Here is a 19,574-nt window from a genome sequence, read left to right as displayed (position 1 = left end):
GCTACTAAGACTACTTATTGATAAACAAAACAATTTTATTTAAGTTGCTGAATGTCCGCTCTTTCCCTAATGCCCTCTGTTCTAAAACATTTTTTTCTCCATCGTTGTCCTAAGTAAACCTTAAGTTTTACGTCTCATCATGTGAGCATCTTCGTTGTAAGGCTCTCAATACATATGAAACTGAATTTACCTCGTATTTCTCTGACAATGCCGACTTTGATTGTCGTGTGCGCGCTCTATTTCGGTACGGTCATGAACTATCCCGTTCTCCATACTCTCTATGGCCTTAGTCAAAACGTGCAAGATTCGCTGTTTTTCTACTCAGCACCGCTACTCTTGATTTGTGCGTTCACGATTATTTTTTCATTCGTGGCCTGGCGCTATGTATTTAAGCCCTTTATGGCCTTGGTGCTGATCTCCTCCGCGGCGGCGCTGTATGCCGAGGTCAATTTCCATACTTTGTTTGATATGAGCATGATGGAAAGTGTATTTGAGACCAACAGCTCAGAAATTTCGTTCTATACCAATGCGGCCTCAACACTTTACCTCATTGGTTTTGGCTTAATCCCAACCCTATTACTGCTGCTGGTAAAAATTAAGCCGCAGCGCTCATGGAAAGTCGCCGCGCTATCTCGAGTAAGTTTAGTGGTTATTGCTGCGTGCGGTCTTTCGCTTGTTGCCGCTACTCAGTACAAGAACTATGCCTCGGTGGGTCGCAACAATAAATACCTCAACCGTATGATCATTCCGGGACATATCTACAGTGGTGTTCGCTACTTAGATAAGCTCTATTTCACAAAAACACTGCCTTATGAGACACAGGGCACAGATGCCAAAGTAACAGCCACCAGCAATGGCAAACCAACCTTGATGGTGATCGTACTCGGTGAAACCGCACGCGCTATGAACTTTAGTGACAATGGCTATGGTCGTAATACCCAACCCTATACCCAGTCGCAAGGCTTGATCTCATTTCAGCATGTGAGTTCTTGCGGCACTTACACTGCGCTTTCCGTGCCATGCATGTTCTCCAACATGAATCGCACTGATTACAATAAAGAACGTGCAGCGACTCAAGATAACGTCCTGAATGTCATGCAACATGCCGGAGTGAAAGTGCTGTGGATCGATAACGATGGAGGTTCAAAAGGGGTGGCTGATAACTTACCGCATCAATCGATCAATAACGCCCTAAAAGACCGTGATTGCAATGGCAGCACCTGCTTTGACGAGGTGATGCTGAAAAAAGCGCAAACCTTTATTAATCAGGATGAGCAAAACAAAGTGTTAGTGCTGCATACCATCGGTAGCCACGGGCCAACCTATTTTCAGCGTTATCCAACCGCACACGCCCCGTTCCAACCAGCGTGCAATCGCAGTGATATTGAAAACTGTAGCGACCAAGAGATTAAGAACGTTTATGACAACACTTTGGTCTATACCGACTTTGTTTTGTCGCAAGTGATTACCGAACTGAAAGACCTGTCTGATCGTTATAACGTGGTGATGACCTATATTTCTGATCATGGTGAATCGTTAGGAGAGAATGGTCTGTATTTACACGGAACGCCTTATTCGATTGCACCGAAAGAGCAAACTCACGTGCCTTGGCTATTGTGGATGCCAAAACAGTACGCCGAGCAAAAACATTTAAATATTCAATGTCTACAACAAGTCGCACAAAAGGACTCGCTATCTCATGACAACCTGTTCCACACGTTGCTGGGCTTATATGGAATTTCAACTACAGTGGATAATGAGCAGTTAGATATTACACACAATTGCAAACAGCTCTCCTGATTCCGCAATCGTAATAAAGACGAGTTGTTTGTCAGTCGCTGGCTTGCATTAATTGATCATCCGTTGCGCTCCTTTCACTTAGGTTTTCCTTTCGCCTAAATGAAAGGAGCCTTAGCTATTATTGAGTCTCCTTATGACACCGTGGCATCTTAATCGAACCGTTGCTAACGCCAAGCCACTTTCATTGGTGCCGGTATGGTTTACCTTTGCCCTAATCAATTTGCTCGGGCTTACCCTAGCAAGGCTCTTTTTTACGATTTGGGATAGCCGGTTATTATTTGGCGACGTCGATTTACCAGATATTAGTTGCTACGGATTCGCCATAGATTTAATTACCCTCAGCGTGCTCTTTATACCAGTGGCCGTGCTAGAAAATATCACTCTCTTTACGCACACACAGTGTCGCTTTAAACCGTTATTGAAACTCTATTTATTAACCATCACACTGATTACGATACTCGGTGAAATGGTGACGCCATTTTTTATTACTCATTTTGAACATCGGCCAACTTTTGCTCTTATTAAATCGGCAATGGAGTTTATTTTTCAATCACCACTCAAGCTCCATCAGTACAAATACCTGTGCTTAATGCTACTGAGCGTAACGCTTGCGGCCTATTTTTTATCCCTATTATTTAATGCATTATGGCAATCCTGCCAAAACCACTCACTGTCAGTGACCAAAGCGAGAATGCTCAGTAGCGGCGCTTTTCTCTGCTTGGTCATTCAGTTATGGTATTTACCTTCAGTGCACTCACTTGAGTTATTATTTATCCAAAATAAGAGCTTAGAGAATGTGGTGGTAAACACCACGCTGTCACTTGCGCAGTCTTGGCCGTTTTAAACATGCTTCGCATTTTTACTGCCATCACTTTGCTCCACCAGCGGCGAAACTTTATTTCCTCGGCACTGACTAATAAGACAACGAGTGGACAAGCAAAATGTTCACATTATTATTAAGCCGATAGGCACTTAGCATTACATCCATTATGAAAATATTAATTATTGAAGATTCAGAAATATTACGTCGCAGTTTAGTGGTGGGGTTAAATCACCTCGGTTTTGCCACCGATGAAACCGGAGATGGCGCGATTGGACTCAGTATGGCGCTGCAAAACAGTTACGATGTGATCATTTTAGATCTCATGTTGCCTAACCTAGATGGAATGGAATTGCTACAAACTCTGCGCAGTAAAAACAACACCGCTCGGGTGCTGATACTGTCGGCCAAAAACCAAACGCAAGACCGAGTCAACGGATTACTCAAAGGTGCTGATGACTATCTCACTAAACCGTTCTCATTTGATGAGTTACACGCCCGCATTCTCACCTTGATGCGCCGCGGTGGTTTAGAAAACAGTGACGACAGCTTAAGCGTCGGTGATTTTAGGCTCAATCTCGCATCACGCGCTTTCACCTATCAAAATCAACCGATTGAGCTCACTCCCAATGAATTTAAAATCGTGGAATGTTTATTTAGCAAGCCCAACCGTGTGGTCAGCTTAGAAAGCATCAGTGAGGCGGTGGTGGGTCATTATGACTATTTGTCCAAAAACGCCATTGAGGTGCATATCAGCGCGATTCGCCGAAAAATTCGCGCCGTCGATGGTCAATTGCCGATCCAAAATAAACGCGGATTTGGTTACACCATCAGCCAGTAAACTCGACCCCTTTAGCTTAGGAACCCTCTGTGCGACGATTCATCAGCTCTCTGCCCTATATTGGTAAACGGTATCAAAACTCCATGGCATCAATCCAAAGCAATTTGGTGAACTCCGTATCGCTGATTTTTGGTGCCATTTTGTTGGTGGTGTTTCTTTCTGTCGATACCGGAATGGATCACTGGGTTGAAGAGCAGTTTGATGCCGCTATGGTTAACCGCGCCAATTATCTTAAATCACAAGTGACCCTAGAAGATGGGCAGTTGGTGATGAGCTTTGATAAGCAGGTGATGCCGCAATATCAAAAAGAGAAGCACCCACAGTTTTTCCAACTGTGGCAAGAAGACAACACGCTGATTCGCTCCGAGAATTTAAAGCGTTTTCCCGACCGCAACCTGATTCGCTCAACGCTGCCAGTGGGTAAAGACCGCGTATTTCCGATCACCATGCCTAACGGTGAAGAAGGCCGAGCGCTCATTTCAACCTTTTTGCCCAAAAACGCGCCAACTGGCACCAAGCCACTGCACTTAACTGTGTATGAATCGGCCCACTCTCTTGATGTGTTATGGATTGTCGATATCTTACTGGTGAGCAGCTTTTTAATTGCCATGGCTTTGGTTCGTTACATCACTAATCTGCTGATTTTAAAAGGGCTAGCTCCCTTGGTTAAACTCAATGAAGAGCTAAAACAGTTTAGTGAATTAAAACAAAGCGGCGCATACGTTTCGCATTTTGTCCAACCGGCCAGACCGGTGAAAGAGATAGAGCCGATTCGCAATGAGCTTAATGCGTTCATTGATGCAAACAGCCAATTGGTTGCCAATGAAAAGCGCATTACCAGCGACATCGCCCATGAGTTAAAAACTCCCATCGCGGAGATTTTAGCGCTGAGTGAAATCCATTTGCTCTACCCAGACGATGAGCGCATCAGTAAAACCTACCCCGACGATATTCTGCACATTGCGCAGCGAATGAAAGCGATTGTGGAGAACTTATTGCTGCTGCAACGCGCCTCATCCCCATCGTTAACCTTAACGCAAGAGCCGATTTGTCTTGCCGACCTCACCAATCGCGTGCAGTTGGCGCTGCAGTTTAAATACCCCCAATTGCAACAACGGCTAAAAGTGCATTATCAGGCCATGGAACGGATCGTCGCAGACAGTTTTGTGATGGAAACCATCTTAACCAACCTACTCGATAACGCGCTGTTTTACAGCCCAGCAGAGAGCGAGGTTGAGGTGTTGTGGTATCAAGAAGGTCAGCGTGCTTTTCTTAGGGTCACCAATCCCCATCATGTGAAATTGACCGAAGATCAGCTCACTAACATCACTCAACCGCTCTATCAGGTGGACAGTTCACGTACCAGTAACCAGCGTTTTGGTTTGGGCTTATCGATCGTGAATAACCTTTGCCAGCAATGCCACTACACATTGAGTTTTGCTCAACAAGCTAACCACTGTTTTTCGGTAACCGTGATGCTTGGGAAAGTCGCCAACAGGCCGCTATAACGCTCTAACTGGCGATGATTGTGGCTATGAGAGATTGCGTCAAAGGAAAAGAATGTTTAGAAACCACCAGACAAGCTGGATTGGTCTCCTTGACGATGGATGGGGGTAAAACGCACCCACACATCGCCCGTTTCAATATCAAAGATGATATTGCGATAACCAAACTCGCCCACATGCGCCACAAGTAAGGGAATATTGGCCTGAGTAACAAACGACACCGCTGACATCACATTCTTTTCGCCAACGGGCAGGCGTTCTACCGAGGAGAGGATATTGCGCGCTTGTGGCATTTTTTCATACATATTGCCACCACCAAAAATCTTCGCTTGGTATTCTTCTAAATGCGTATTATGTTTTGCCGCTGAACGTTGAAACAGCTGATAGCAGTCATCGGCAAAGCGTGGATTAAAGCGTGGATTGATGAAATGATTTTCCGGCAGCGCGAAGTGACACATACCGCCAATTTTCAATTGGGGATGCCACAAGGTTACCGAAACACATGATCCCAGCAAGGTGGCGACTTCATGACGAGCAGTGCCAAAGAAATAGTCGCCAGCATGCAGAATCACTCTTTTTTTCATATCAGATTAAGTCGCGTTGCCTTGAGCAACTCGTCTGCTATTTTGGTCAGCGGCAACTGTTTGTCAGTGCCACCACGCACAAATGCCTCTTTGGGCATACCATAGACCACACTGGTCGCCTCATCTTGAGCGCAAGTCCAAGCTCCCGCTTCTTTGAGTTCAACCATGCCATTCGCGCCATCATCCCCCATGCCAGTGAGCAGTGTGGCCACCGCATTTCTTCCTGCATATTTAGCGCCCGAACGAAACAGCACATCAACCGATGGACGATGGCGCGAGACCAGCGGGCCATCACGAACCTCGACATAATATCTCGCGCCGTTGCGCTTAATTAAGGTGTGTTTGTTGCCCGGGGCAATTAAGGCGCGACCATTGAGCACCGAATCGCCATTTTCTGCCTCTTTCACCGAAATTTGGCATAACGAATCTAATCGGGTGGCAAAAGATTTGGTAAAGCCTTCAGGCATATGCTGCACAATAACGATCCCAGGACATCCAAGTGGCATGCGCTCCAATACTTCACGAATCGCTTCGGTGCCACCTGTCGATGCGCCAATTAAAATGATTTTGTCAGTGGTTTCGGCTAAGGCTTTTCGGTCACTACCCGGTGCCAGCACCGCATCGGCGGTATTTTTCTTCTCCGGGCGCGAAATACTTCTCGTTTTATTGAGCCTCGCTTGGGCAGCCGCTTTGACCGTATCACAAATCATCAAGCCCGAATCATGGATAAATTGCTTCGTTCCCGACTGCGGCTTTTGAATAATATCCACCGCGCCAGCTTCCAACGCTTTGATAAACATGGGTGACCCATTACCCACCAGCGAAGAGCAAATCACCACAGGGATAGGATGCTGACTCATCAATTTGGTTAAAAAGGTCACGCCATCCATCTTGGGCATTTCGATATCGAGCACAATCACATCAGGAACTTGCTTTTTCATTTTTTCCACAGCGATGTAAGGGTCTTGCGCTGTTGCGATCACTTCAAGTTGTTCATCTTTACTTAGAACCTCTTGTAGCGCCTGCCTAACGAGCGCTGAATCATCAATGATCATCACCTTAATCATTTAGGGATTATCCTCTTTTGCGATATATCGTCGGAACGAGTCGTTCAAATCGATTATGTTGATCCATCAGTGATTCCGAGTGACCAATAAACAGTAGCCCCCCCTCTTTAAGGCTAGCAGCGAAACGATCTGTGAGGGTTTGTCTGTCAGTATTACTAAAATAAATCATGACATTACGACAAAATATGGCACTAAATTGCTGCTTAAAGGCGGTGTAATCACCGGTTTTTAAATTGAACTCACTAAATGCCACATGACTGGCAGTCTCAGGCGCAATCATAATACGGGGGTCTGTTTTATTTTTGGCGCGCAACAAGTGCCTACGCCTTTTCTCCATCGGCATCATTTCAATTTTGTCGTGGCTGTAAATGGCTTTCTTGGCCACAGCCAAACAAGAGACAGAAATGTCAGTGGCGGTAATTTCGGATGTGAAATGGGGCAATTTTCCCGCTAACTCTGATAGCTCAATCGCGAGGGTATAAGGCTCTTCACCTGAGGAACAACCCGCACTCCAAACTCGATATGGGCTTGCCTGCGTCATCCTATGCTTGACGATGTAACTCACCAGAAACTCGAAATGCTCCGCTTCTCGGTAGAAGCCCGTTTTGTTGGTCGTAAGCGCATCGAGAAAATGAGTCAGCTCAAATTCACTACTACGATGAGTTAATACATCATCGACATACTCTTTGAGTGACCCGTAACCCAGCGCTTTTTGCCGCTTGCGTAAACGCGTTTCTATCAGCACCTTTTTTGATTCAGGCAGCTGAATACCGGCGATTTGATCGACAAACTGCGCGACCCGCAAACGGTCGGCCTGACTTAGCGTATCATCACTGGCTGCCCACTCCACCGTTATCTATCCTTAGCGGCCTGCATCAAATTCATGGGTACTTTGCACCAGTTCATGCAGCTCTTCATCGCCAATCACTCGCCCCAAATCGAGAATGATGACAAACTCATCCTCTTTTTTACCCACCCCACTAATAAAGCGGGTATCAATTCGATGCCCCAATCTTGGTGGCGCACAAATATCGGCTTGAGTGAGCTCAATCACCTCTTTCACCGCGTCGGCCAAAATGCCAATCGCAATATCCTCGCCATCTAACATCACATCGACAATCACAATGCAGGTGTTAACGGTATTTTCAATCACAGCCATCGCAAACAGGCGGCGCAAATCGATCACGGGAACCACTTTGCCCCGCAGATTGATCACCCCTAACATAAACGCCGGAGTACGTGGGACTTTGGTGACTTTGCGATACTCCAACACTTCTTGAATCTGACTGATATCGGCACCGTAGACTTCGTTATCGAGCAAAAAGGTCAACAGTTGTTGCACTTGCCCTGCCTCTTTATCCGTAAGATGGGTCTCGGTCATTGCTGACTCTTTACTGACTGCCATTACCCTATCCTCTGCACATTAGTAACGAATGAATTCCGACTTATCATCATCCAGTTGGATATCAATTCCCGACTCGCTAACACTCTCTTTGCGCTTTGGAGCAGCCATTGGCTTAGTCGGTTTCGCGGTTTTTTTCGGTGCACTGCGTTTAGTGTTGCGATGATCAGAACCAACGTTATTACTGAGTTTAAAGAACAACACTGTACTATTGAGCTGGTCAGCCTGAGCAGAGAGCTCCTCTGACGTGGAAGCCATCTCTTCTGCTGCGGCTGCCGATTGCTGCACCACTTGATCAAGCTGTTGCAGAGCCTTATTGATCTCGGCTGCGCCCGCATCTTGTTCGCGCGCCGATGCACTGATCTCTTGAACCAGATCTGAGGTTTTTTGAATATTAGGCAGCAACTGTGACAGCATATCGCCCGCTTGCTCAGAGACATCCAAACTGCCTTTCGCCAGCGTAACAATTTCCGCTGCCGCTTTTTGACTACGCTCAGCTAATTTGCGCACTTCTGCTGCCACCACCGTAAACCCTTTACCATGTTCACCCGCACGAGCAGCTTCAATCGCAGCGTTGAGCGCTAGCAAGTTAGTTTGACGGGAAATCTCTTCAATGATGCCAATCTTGTCTGCGATATCCTTCATCGCCGATACGGCTTCTTTCACCGCTTTACCTGTTGACTCTGCATCAAGCGACGCTTTGCGCGCGATCTGCTCGGTTTGCTGCGCATTATCTGCACTGTGAGCAATATTCGACGCCATCTCTTCCATCGAAGAGGAGATCTCTTCTAATGACGCAGCTTGCTCCGTTGCCCCTTGCGCTATCTGTTGACCCGTGGCACTGGATTGAGTGCTCCCCGCGGCAACGTTACTTGCTGCTTGAATAATCTCGGAAACAATCTCGCGCAAGTTTTTGTTCATACCACGTAGCACGCCGTAAATATCGGCATCGCTGGCATTAGGGTCAAACTCAGCGGTTAGGTCACCACCGCCAATCCGAGCAGTAATGGCACTGACCAAATTAATACGACTCAGAACCACCCAAGAGATAATAATCGCGATAACAATCGCCACTGCCAAAGCCAGCAGCAGTTGTAATCTGGCACTGTCATATAACCGGTCACTTTCTACCATGCCTTGTGTTAACGATTCATCGTTAATTTGCACAATACTGGCCAGGAGTGATTCTCCTTTTTCGAGCAATGGGCGACCTTTTTCCACTGAAAGACGAAACGCTCTTGCGTTACCATTTTCTAGACTGGTTTCAATGATTTTTTGGTTGATGGAGAGATAATGTTCATACTCTTGCGTATAAGCACGCAGTAATGAACGGTCTTCCACCGACAATTGACGATTGAGCTGCTCATTTAATTCGTTGGTTTGCTGCTTTAGCTTGTCGCTATCAGCCATAAATCTGTGCATCTCTGCATCTGAGTCGCTTAAAATGATATTTTTTTCCGCCTTTTGAATCTCGATAAGGCGTACTTTGATCTCTTCAGCCAAAGTCAAAATATGCGTGGCATTACGTAATTGCTCGATAGATACGGCGCGTTCTGCCGTCGCTTTATAGGAATCAATCAGTTTATCCAATGATTCACGCGCAATATCTATCGCATGTTGCGCCTCTTTTTGGCTTAATTCACTGGCGATGGTATTGGAATTTAACTTGGCGAGCGACAGCACTTCCGCATTGATGGCCGAAAAATCTTGCCAAACTTTATTGAATTCCTCTAATGCGCGCTTTTCTTCAGGAGTCGATAGCTCACTGAGCTTGTTCATTTTGTCTTTTAACGACTTGGCAACTTCTTGTACCCCTTTCTCATAATTTGTCATATCAGCGATGTCTGAGGACAAAATAATGTTTTTCTCCGCGCGGCTGATAAACAGCAAATCTTGGCGTATGCGTGCAGTCAACTTGACCTTTTCCGACGTGACATCAGCGATGAAGTCCAATCGATGATTGATGTCAGATAGCGAGTTTATTCCTAAAAAGTTAGTAATCCCCAGCGTGATCAAGAGCAGACCAAATGCACTGAGAATCAAGGCCTTCAATGTGATGCGATTCATATTTAATCCCTAAATACAATAACGGTATGCGACTACATCGCTGTTGATTCAATAATGGATTGGGGGTCTAACACGATGGCGACATTGCCATCCCCCATAATTGTGGCACCACTAAAACCCACAATTCCCTCGTAAAAACGTCCAAGCCGTTTGATCACGGTTTGATACTGTCCAACCACTTCGTCAACGCAAAAGCCGAAACGCTCTTCTTCGTTGTGCAGCACCACTACTTGCTCAATCCGAGGCTTCTCTCCTTGCACCGAGAAATGCTCCCGAAGCGCAATGTAGGGAATTTGTTGGCCGCGAACTTCAATGATGCGTTTTTTGCCACTGGCTACATTGACCGGTAATTCAATGCACTCTTCGACACTGTTGAGTGGCAGTACAAAATGTTCTTCACCCACCTGTACCAGTAGCCCCTCAATAATCGCTAGGGTCATTGGCAGAGATATCTTGATTTGAGTTCCTTTGCCTTGAGTCGATTTGAGCAACACCTTTCCGCCCAACTCTTGGATTGAACGTCTCACCACATCCATCCCCACGCCTCGCCCTGAGATATCGGAGATCACCGCAGCAGTGGAAAAACCAGGTTCAAAAATCAGTTGATGTAACTGCTCTTCCGACAAGTCGTCGTTGGCATTGATCAGCCCTTTATCGAGCGCCTTTTCGCGAATTTTGCTGCCATTGAGCCCTTTACCGTCGTCGGTAATGGTGATCAACACATGCGATTCGGCGTGTTCCGCTTTTAAGCGAATCGTGCCATTGGCCGGTTTATTGGCCGCTAAACGCTCCTCCGGTGACTCAATACCATGGTCAATCGAGTTACGAATAATGTGAATAAGCGGGTCACTGAGTTTATCAATCACCATCTTGTCCAATTCAGTCTCTTCCCCTTCGGTTTCTAGGGTGATCTGTTTGTGCAGATCCACCGAGAGATCGCGCACCAAGCGACGAAAACGGCCGAACGTCGTGCCAATCGGCACTAACCGAATACCAAAAGTTTCATCGCGCATTTGATTGGTTAACAAGTCCAACTCTTCGGCGATGGCAAGCACCTCTTCGTTTTCTGACTGGGTGGCAAATTGGTTTAAACGCGCTTGCACGATCACCAACTCCCCCACCAAATTCATTAATGAATCGAGCTTTTCTGCTGCAACGCGAATGGTCGCTTTGCTGGCATCGTGACTAGCAGAGCTCTCCGGTTTTTTCGCTGTTGACTCCGTCTCGCTGCGCTTAACTAGGTTAGGAGTAACAGACGCAGGGACTTTAGCATCAGGCAATTCAAGTACTGGACTTGAAGATGTCTTCGGCTCAATGGGTATTTCACTTATCTCTTGCGCAGCGGCTTCAAGAACCTCGGTTTCGAGAGACTCAGCATCGGCAACATCAGCCTCGAAAGACGCCGCGTCAGACGGTTCAGTCGCAGACTCTTGTATGTCGGAAGACGCTATCTCGGAAGGTTCTATCTCGGAAGGTTCAGTCTCAGAAGACTCTATTAGAGACGCTGGGGACACATCACGCTCAATAATATTGGCTTGTTGCGCTGAAATGTGTCCTTGAGCATGAAGAAAATCTCTTAGCGATCCCTCTTTGGCGTTAAACCCCTCGATATCGATGGGTTCGATGGTGATCGCCCAGTCATCGCAGACAAACATAAAAATGTCATCGATAAACTGACGATTTTTTAAGGTCACTAACACGCATTCAAAGCGTAAATATGCGCTTTCGGGATCGTAATCAGCGATGTGAGGAATAGGCTCATCAACCGTGGTAACAAACAGCTCTCCGCACTGATGCAGTTCATTTAATATCGGGAATACATCCAGTCCAGCCCGAAAGGAATTGATGTCGGGAGCAAAGTTAACGCGAAACACCATCAATTTTAATTTCGGCAATGGCGTATTTTCAGCAACGACTTCCGTTGCTATTTCAGGGGCTATTTCAGCCGTATCTTGCACGGTTTCTTCTGAGATGACTGCGGGACTATCTACATGACTAAGCGCAGTGATTCTGTCAATAAACTGCTCCGCCTTGGCATGCTGCTCATCGGTAAAATTAGGGTCATCCAATAAGGTTCCGGTGAAATCACCGATATCGAGCAATAGGCCAATAATATCAGAATTGATTTTCAGCTCACCGGTACGAATTTTGTCTAATAAATTCTCTACGTGGTGAGTAAATTCCGTTAATTGAATAAAACCGAACATGCCTGCTCCACCTTTAATAGTGTGCATGGCTCGAAAAGCACGATTAATCAGCTCGAAATTATCGCCATCTTCTTCCAAATCCAATAATGCTGATTCGAGCGCTTCCAGATGTTCTCGGGCTTCAGTTTGAAATGTTTCTATTGGTCCAATCATTTCAAGCCTCTTGTTGACTGAATGAGAGCGAAAACAATTTAAGCTTGTGCGCAATATCCGGCTGAATATCGATAAGATAAAAAGGTCGACCTAAAGATTTAAGCTCCTTTTGGACACAGAGTAATAATTGGATACCGCAGGTATCTACCTCTTGTGTCTCCTTAAGCGAAATACATTCAGGTAACGAAACCATAAGATCTTTATACACTTCAACGGCATCATAAATCGTCACCGATGAAGGCATAAAAAAGACGTTATCTTCGCTGCTCATATAAACCTCTATTTAGAGATATCACGCCAACTTGGCAATCGCACTTAGTAGTACTTGCGGTTGAAATGGTTTTACCAACCAAGCTCTCACTCCCATTGCCTTGGCGCGCTCACGCATCTCATCCTTGGTTTCTGTGGTAAGCATTAAGATGGGCGTAAATTTGCAGCTCTCTAATTGCCGCGCATGTTCAACAAAGGTTAATCCATCCATTTCAGGCATATTGACGTCGCAAACAATGAGATTAAATTTGTTCCCTTGCAGCTTTTCGAGACCTTCGATGCCATTGCCTGCCTCGGTGACTTTGTGACCGCTTGCTTTCAATACCATGCTGACCACTTGGCGCACTGATGGAGAGTCATCCACGACTAATACTGTTTTACTCACAATTTCCCCCTCACTTGGAAAATGTTAGATATCCATACTGTCCAACACTCTTTGGATGCGAGAAACCACATTGGTCATCTCTTCATCGACTTTTAAACCCGCTTCATAGGCGCTAAAGATTTTCTCAACATATTTATCAACCAAAGCAATAAGGATCGCTTCTTGCTCTTCAGTTAAACCATGACGGAAAAATTCCCCTTGAATCTCTTCGAGCAGGTCGTCCATCACCTTGACGTTTTGCTTTTTCTGACTGGCTTGTCGCGCCTGTAATGCAGAAATAGATTCATTGGTTTCTGCCATGACGTTTTTCATTTCTTCAGTCATCAACAATGACTGTAGGCGACTATTCGCCCCTTCCAAAATGAGTGCTAGGTGATCACGCAGTCGACCACATTTGAATTCATCATCCGGTAAGTTTTTGATAATTTGAGAAATAGGACCAAAGTGCAGCAGCAGTCGTCTGCCCGTTTGATGAATGCGCTCAACCGATTGCATTGCATTCAACATTTCGATTTCTAGAGGTGACATGGATTCGGAAGAGCTACGATTTATCGCTTCCCAAGAAGTACGAATTTGTACCGAACTTGAGAGATCAAAACGCAGTGAGCTTTCGATGATCAAATCGGCCAAACTCTCAACCGAATTACAGTTAAAACTGTCACGCATAAAATGAATCACGCTGCCCATTTCACCCGCGTCCAAAATGGCGCTCATTGCGGTGTCCATCGCGGCCTGAGCTTGCATGGCACTCTCTTCGAGATGTTGGACATGCGAAATCGCTACACTGAGTTTTTTGAACAACTCAGCGTCATCACAAGGATAAACCACCAAATCACTCGCTCCCGCATCGTAGATTTCCATTTTTTCTTGAATGGAATTGGCACGGTCGAGCACGATCAACTCGATAAGCGCTGTCTCATCATTGTTTTTTACATCACGACAAGCAGTGAGCATGCTCGCTCGATGCTCATCATCAAGCAAAACCAACAGGGCTTTGGGCGCAATACTTACTAGGCTTTCTGGCAGGTTATCGCTACCAAACGCTAGTAACTCAACGGAGAATTCTTTGGCCAAAATAGCGACGATTTGCTCAGACTGAGTATTCTGAGTGGAGGCGTAGACGACGATGTCTAGACGTGATTGAGTCATTGGCTATCTCTACAGGAAGTTCATCCTTTAAAAGTTAGCTTGCTAATTCCCAACAGCGTGTCATTTTGAGAAAAATTTAACACTTTGATTTTTAAAACGTGACCACAAACGCGATTTACTAAAAATGTCTTACATATATATTCAACACTAAGAATAATAAAGTCTCGTTGAATATGAGACTTATCTTCTATCTGCTATTGAACGAAAAAGTCGAATTTCTTTTTAATTAATAAGTTAGATAAGTACGTTGATAATAGATGACCAACAACACACCATTTAATTAAAAATGGTTAATTTTCAGTCGATTAAAGTAAAACCATCAACGTACTTCGCAAGGATACTCTGTGGCTTTAGTAACGAAATTGACCTTGGTTCAACCTCCCATGAGGCATAAAAACAAATCTACTTTCCGCTAATTAAGCGCTATTCCGATAAAAATACACACCATGCCAATCGCTTGATAAGCGTGTACCGTTTCACCGAGAAATAAGGTCGAGAGCACTACGCCAAAAACAGGAATGAGGTTAATCGACATACCGGCTTTGGTCGGTCCTAAACGTTCAATACATTGGGTGTAGAGCAAGTAGGCAATCACCGATGGCACGATGCCGACATAAACCAAACTTAAGATCGCATGCATGGTCCAATGGGCAGGAGCGCCATGCACCAATTCATTGGCAAAAAACGGGGCGAGGAAGGCTAACCCAACCAACATCTGGATCGACATCAGACCCAATCGATTGATCTCTTTAGGCATACTTTTTAGGCTCAAGGTGTAAATCGCCCAACAGATCATCGCGACAAAGACAATGGCATCCCCTTGATTGATCGACATTGAGCTAATGAATGCCGGATCGCCACGCGCAATAATGATCAACACGCCAACAAAGGAAACCACCAGCCCAAGCCACTGTTTAGCGCGCAACTTTAATCCTGCAACAAATACCCCTAATAAGCTGATCAGCAGCGGAATGAAGGCATTAAGAATCAGCGCATTATTGGCTTTTGTTGATTGTAACCCCCAATAAATTAGCGTGTTAAAGGCGCTAATTCCGGTCACTGACGCCAGAATAATCAGGTATTTATGTTTGAGATACAAAGGCCATTCACGGCGTAGCACTTTAATTGAGAACGGCAGAAACAATAAGCTCGCTAAAACCCAGCGATAAAATGACAGTTGCAATGGCGGAATTTCAAAGCGCACCGAGCGCCCGACGATAAAATTGCCTGCCCAGAAAAGCGGTGGCAACGAAAGAAGCAGCACTCCTATCAACCACGAACGATTAAAGTGGTGAGTGCTTTGTGGTTGGGTAGCATTGTCCATAATTTATACCGACCAGATTAGATGAAGTAAAAGCGGTAATACGCTCGATTTGCGACGAATTCAATACACCCGTTTTATCACGATAGGCAGTACTTCTCCACCATAATGCCACACAAGATTTAACGCCACAGCACCTAAAGACATAAAGGTCTAAAGCATCGCTATTTAGAAACCCAGCAGAAATGCGGGATTAGGGCAGTTAGTAAAATACTGTTCTTGGTCTTGCTCACAAGTGGCACCATAAAAATCCCCTTTGAGACCATACATATCGAGCATCACTTGCAGGTGCAAATGTGGTGGCCAGCCGCCATTTACTGAACTTTCGCCAACAAAAGCAAACGCCTCACCACGAGCGATTTTTTGCCCCTCTTGTAAACCATCCAATGAATTAAGCGCAAGATGCCCATAAAGCGTATAGAACACTCGCCCATTCTCAATATGCTCAAGAATGATGGTCGGGCCGTAATCAAAAGATAAATTATTAACTTGAAAGCTATGTACCACGCCATCCAGCGGCGCGTAAATGGGTGTACCTGCGGCTACCCATAAATCGATACCCAGGTGTAAATCCCTAACCTTCTCTGGTGGCGCATCTGAAAAATGCGCTGCGGCTCGATAGGTGGCTCGTTTCTCTCGGTATCCACCCATAGCAACGCTGTTGGCATCCACTAAGTGTGATCGAACAAACTGGGCAAGATAAGCTGGCTCGCTGGTTCTTGGGAAATCTAAATCGATATTCTGTTCGGAAAGGTCAATCGTGACCCAGTGCTCTTTGGGTAATTCAGCACCGAAAATCGGGAAGTAATCTATCTTGGTCATATTCATCCTTGAATCATGATGCAAAACGGTACGGCGAACGATGTGGCTTTACCGTTATCGATAAATCACAACAGCTTTATGCCAAACTCTTTGACGATCGACGCGACGATAAAAAAGCAGCATAACGTTATAAGCGCGCAGATACCAAGAGAAACCCAAAAAGAATAACGGTTTAATAACCAAGGAAAAATCAGAAACATCGGCAATGTAGGAAGCACATACCAAAAGGTGTAGTAGGCATGATTGGCCAGTTTTTGCTGACCTTGCCCTTCAAGCCGCATCCAAATCAGAGCCAAAATGGTCACTGTTGGCAACGCAGCCACTAACGCGCCGAGCCTATCGCTCCTTTTAGCGACCTCAGAGATCAAAACCACGATTGCTGCTGTTAGTGCGTATTTAGTGATAATCCACCACATATTATTCTCCTAGCCATTCAGAATATCGATAAAACACCTGTTGGGATTTATCAATACTAGTCTACGAGTAACGCTTCATATCTCTTTAGTAGAACAGGCTTGGTGAGCTAACTTACGATAAGGCAAATTCATTAAATAGTCGTCACATCCGGATATTGCTGACGAATAGCAATAAAATCATCGATATGAGTAAGCAACAACTGGGTCAACCGCGGATCAAATTGTTTTCCTCGTTGCTCTTCAAAAAGAGCCACCACCTGCTCTAGCGGCCACGCTGGTTTGTAACAGCGCACACTCATTAAAGCATCGAATACATCCACCACTGTGGTGATACGAGCATATAAATGAATCTGCTCACCCGATTTACCGGCGGGGTATCCCATTCCATCCCAACGCTCATGATGTTCCAAAGCAATAACAGCCGCGTAGTCCAAAAATTCGCCTTCACTGGCACTGAGAATTTTGTAGCCAATATCGACATGGGTTTTCATTATTTCCCACTCATGCGGCTCCAATTTGCCCGGTTTTTCCAATATGGCCTCAGGAATACCAATTTTGCCAATATCGTGCATAGGACTAACCACTTCAATGGCTTCGCATTCTCTCGGTGATAAACCCGCATATTTCGCCAATAACGAGGACATTTTGGCAACGCGCTTCACGTGATTACCAGTTTCCCCTGAGCGTGTTTCGATTGCATCTCCCAACAGATGAATCAGCTCTTTTTGTACATTCACGGTATTTTTCTGCAGCGACAGAATTTTCTGGTTCTGCTGATTGATAATCTTCTTACGACCAAGAGCAAGTACCAACATAAAAATGATGATTACCAACACCAAAATGATGCTGCAGGTCACCAACAACCAACGGAAATTGGCCTCGACAAAAGACTCTGGTTTATCGATTAACACCGAGCCTTTGGGCAGAAGTGATTGGTCAATGTGATGTTTTAACAGCACTGGATAATCAAAAGCAGTAGCGAAAGATTGCGTTTCTAAATGCGTTGGAATTACAACCTTACCCGCTAATTTATTCGCAACCACATCAGCAGCTAAACTTCCTAATTGATACGAGTCGCTCACCACCCCGCCCAAAATTCCACTGCGAACATAAAATTTCCAAAAAACAAAGACTGGCGCAGGACTGGCTGAACCAATTTCTTCAGCGATTTGGTTGTAATCGTGATAAATATTTTTTGCAATTTCAGTATTGTAGTGAGTGAGTAATACCGCATCGTCAGGGGATACCTTTTTGAGCAGTGAACTGGCTTCATCTAAAGTCAGATCTCTGATTTCCACCAACTGAATGTGCGGGTATTGTTTAACCACCTTTTGTGTTTCTTGCAGAATATAATCGGCTGTCGAGCTGCGATCAGCTAAATAGTAGAGGTTTTTTATTTTCGGCCGTAGATGGGAAATAAGCTCAACCGTTTCTTCAATTCGATCTTTCTCATAAATAATGAGGCCATCATGAGTTAGCGGCGCTAAAGAAGCATCAAAATTATTAATACCAACAGCAACAGTAGGCAAATTTTTAAGATTGCTCATTTCCAAGCTATTGATAAACGTGAGTGCATTATCGTCGGTAATAATAACTGCATCGAAGGGGTAATCATGATATTTGCTGGCAATGTATTGGCGAACACTCGTGAAATAATCTTCATTAAAAATACGTTTGGTATCTAGGTATTCGACCGATAGCTTAACATTCGTATCAAGGAACTTATCTTCGATACCCTTTTGCAACTGATGCGTCCACTCGTAAGACGTGCCATAAGAGTGTAATACCAAGATCCGTTGTGGCGAGTTTTCGGCAGCAAATAGCACAGAACTTACAGCACTAAGCAGCAAGGAAAGAAGGAGCGTAACAATACACCGAGAAGATAGCTGAACCATTTTTACGACATTATTCAACTGAACATGAATACAGCATAACTGAACTAGAAGCGGTTTCATAAATAAAAACGGTTTTATTAGTTATCACCCTAAAATATTGAGCAATTTTGTTTTTCAGCCACCACTCCATTAATAAAATACACTTATAGGTATACTGAATTCATTTTAGGAATTAATAAAAGTCAGCTAGGACACCGTTTTTAGCTAGTGCTAAAGTTATAGATAACAATCAGCCAGTTACCATCATATTGCCCCAAATGTCTCAAATAAGAGTCACATTCGACTTTCGTTTAACCCACCCTGTTCTATAGTTAAAAAGAATAGACGGACTGCCAATAGGCAATACTCCTTAGTTGTGATTGGAAAACCTTTAAGCCCATTTCCCTGTAATGGGCTTTTTTTTTCAGTTTTAGTCCATGATCCCAACAAACGAGGCACTCTTGCTGCCCCCCTGCAAAGCCCCACCCAAGGTCGAGTTGACTCATAATCAACTATTCATAAGAACAGATCCTCGATATGAGAAAAGCCAACAGGGATCTGTATCATTTACAGTGATCAGGTAGAGTCCACTATGCCTCTATTCAGCCCTATCCCATCGGGGAATATTTTCAGTGCTTCATCAACCATTTCAAGCTAAGAAAAATAACGAAAAAATTGCTAATCAAACAGTTTAAATGTGCGTTTTTTGTACATGGTGAAAATTCCATGCATTGCTAATTTAGCAACACCAATTACAAGGAAAGTTTAGAAAGTTAAATTAATTATTATTTTTGGTGAAAAATTTAAGTTATCAACGCAAGATCTATCACATTTCATATAGCGATATTCAACTTGATGGATAATTTTATGGTGACACATACTTTCACATTG

General features: G+C 44.7%; 17 protein-coding genes. 4 read left to right on the top strand and 13 right to left on the bottom strand.

The genetic code is table 11. The features are described from left to right. Positions 1–207 precede the first annotated feature (207 nt). The 4 genes from OCV11_RS05330 to OCV11_RS05315 all read left to right on the top strand — a co-directional run bounded on the left by OCV11_RS05330 (position 208) and on the right by OCV11_RS05315 (position 4,969). Positions 208–1,800 carry a phosphoethanolamine transferase gene (locus OCV11_RS05330; RefSeq protein ID WP_261896231.1) on the top strand — a complete coding sequence of 531 codons (1,593 nt, stop codon included), beginning with the start codon at positions 208–210 and terminating at the stop codon, positions 1,798–1,800. Positions 1,801–1,933: 133 nt separating this feature from the next. Continuing rightward, positions 1,934–2,644 carry a hypothetical protein gene (locus tag OCV11_RS05325; protein ID WP_261895465.1) on the top strand — a complete coding sequence of 237 codons (711 nt, stop codon included), beginning with the start codon at positions 1,934–1,936 and terminating at the stop codon, positions 2,642–2,644. Between the two features lie 145 nt (positions 2,645–2,789). Continuing rightward, a complete protein-coding gene (locus OCV11_RS05320) occupies positions 2,790–3,461 on the top strand; it encodes a response regulator transcription factor (protein WP_261895464.1) in 672 nt (223 codons plus the stop codon). Between the two features lie 29 nt (positions 3,462–3,490). Then, positions 3,491–4,969: a sensor histidine kinase gene (locus tag OCV11_RS05315; RefSeq protein ID WP_261895463.1), complete on the top strand. Its 1,479-nt coding sequence runs from the start codon at positions 3,491–3,493 to the stop codon at positions 4,967–4,969. A gap of 56 nt (positions 4,970–5,025) precedes the next feature. Here the strand turns inward: OCV11_RS05315 and OCV11_RS05310 are convergent, their stop codons facing one another. From OCV11_RS05310 to OCV11_RS05250, 13 genes are all read right to left on the bottom strand, one after another. Continuing rightward, the gene (locus tag OCV11_RS05310) at positions 5,026–5,550 is read right to left on the bottom strand and encodes a chemotaxis protein CheD (protein WP_261895461.1); all 525 of its coding nucleotides are present in this window, start codon (positions 5,548–5,550) and stop codon (positions 5,026–5,028) included. Further along, positions 5,547–6,617, bottom strand: coding sequence for a protein-glutamate methylesterase/protein-glutamine glutaminase (locus OCV11_RS05305; protein ID WP_261895459.1), 1,071 nt, complete (start codon positions 6,615–6,617; stop codon positions 5,547–5,549). The genes OCV11_RS05310 and OCV11_RS05305 overlap by 4 nt, the downstream gene beginning before the upstream one ends. A gap of 7 nt (positions 6,618–6,624) precedes the next feature. Next, a complete protein-coding gene (locus OCV11_RS05300) occupies positions 6,625–7,467 on the bottom strand; it encodes a CheR family methyltransferase (RefSeq protein ID WP_261895458.1) in 843 nt (280 codons plus the stop codon). Positions 7,468–7,479: 12 nt separating this feature from the next. After that, positions 7,480–8,022 carry a chemotaxis protein CheW gene (locus OCV11_RS05295; protein WP_261895457.1) on the bottom strand — a complete coding sequence of 181 codons (543 nt, stop codon included), beginning with the start codon at positions 8,020–8,022 and terminating at the stop codon, positions 7,480–7,482. A gap of 18 nt (positions 8,023–8,040) precedes the next feature. Beyond that, positions 8,041–10,086, bottom strand: coding sequence for a HAMP domain-containing methyl-accepting chemotaxis protein (locus tag OCV11_RS05290; RefSeq protein ID WP_261895455.1), 2,046 nt, complete (start codon positions 10,084–10,086; stop codon positions 8,041–8,043). Between the two features lie 32 nt (positions 10,087–10,118). Next, a complete protein-coding gene (locus OCV11_RS05285; RefSeq protein ID WP_261895454.1) occupies positions 10,119–12,446 on the bottom strand; it encodes a chemotaxis protein CheA in 2,328 nt (775 codons plus the stop codon). Between the two features lies 1 nt (position 12,447). After that, positions 12,448–12,717, bottom strand: coding sequence for an STAS domain-containing protein (locus tag OCV11_RS05280; RefSeq protein WP_261895453.1), 270 nt, complete (start codon positions 12,715–12,717; stop codon positions 12,448–12,450). Between the two features lie 21 nt (positions 12,718–12,738). Then, positions 12,739–13,101, bottom strand: a complete 363-nt coding sequence (locus OCV11_RS05275; protein ID WP_261895451.1) for a response regulator — start codon at positions 13,099–13,101, stop codon at positions 12,739–12,741. A gap of 24 nt (positions 13,102–13,125) precedes the next feature. Continuing rightward, positions 13,126–14,250 (bottom strand): response regulator, encoded by a 1,125-nt coding sequence (locus OCV11_RS05270; RefSeq protein ID WP_261895449.1) that lies wholly within the window; start codon positions 14,248–14,250, stop codon positions 13,126–13,128. A 412-nt stretch (positions 14,251–14,662) separates the two neighbouring features. Continuing rightward, a complete protein-coding gene (locus tag OCV11_RS05265; RefSeq protein ID WP_261895447.1) occupies positions 14,663–15,574 on the bottom strand; it encodes a DMT family transporter in 912 nt (303 codons plus the stop codon). A gap of 165 nt (positions 15,575–15,739) precedes the next feature. Next, the gene (locus OCV11_RS05260) at positions 15,740–16,393 is read right to left on the bottom strand and encodes a peptidoglycan DD-metalloendopeptidase family protein (protein ID WP_261895445.1); all 654 of its coding nucleotides are present in this window, start codon (positions 16,391–16,393) and stop codon (positions 15,740–15,742) included. Positions 16,394–16,458: 65 nt separating this feature from the next. Further along, positions 16,459–16,809, bottom strand: a complete 351-nt coding sequence (locus OCV11_RS05255) for a DUF3147 family protein (protein ID WP_261895443.1) — start codon at positions 16,807–16,809, stop codon at positions 16,459–16,461. A gap of 131 nt (positions 16,810–16,940) precedes the next feature. After that, positions 16,941–18,704 (bottom strand): ABC transporter substrate binding protein, encoded by a 1,764-nt coding sequence (locus tag OCV11_RS05250; protein WP_261895441.1) that lies wholly within the window; start codon positions 18,702–18,704, stop codon positions 16,941–16,943. Between the last annotated feature and the right edge of the window lie 870 nt (positions 18,705–19,574).

The organism is Vibrio porteresiae DSM 19223, from assembly GCF_024347055.1.
Classification (GTDB): Bacteria; Pseudomonadota; Gammaproteobacteria; order Enterobacterales; family Vibrionaceae; genus Vibrio; species Vibrio porteresiae.
This window is presented reverse-complemented; position numbering and strand designations above follow the sequence as displayed.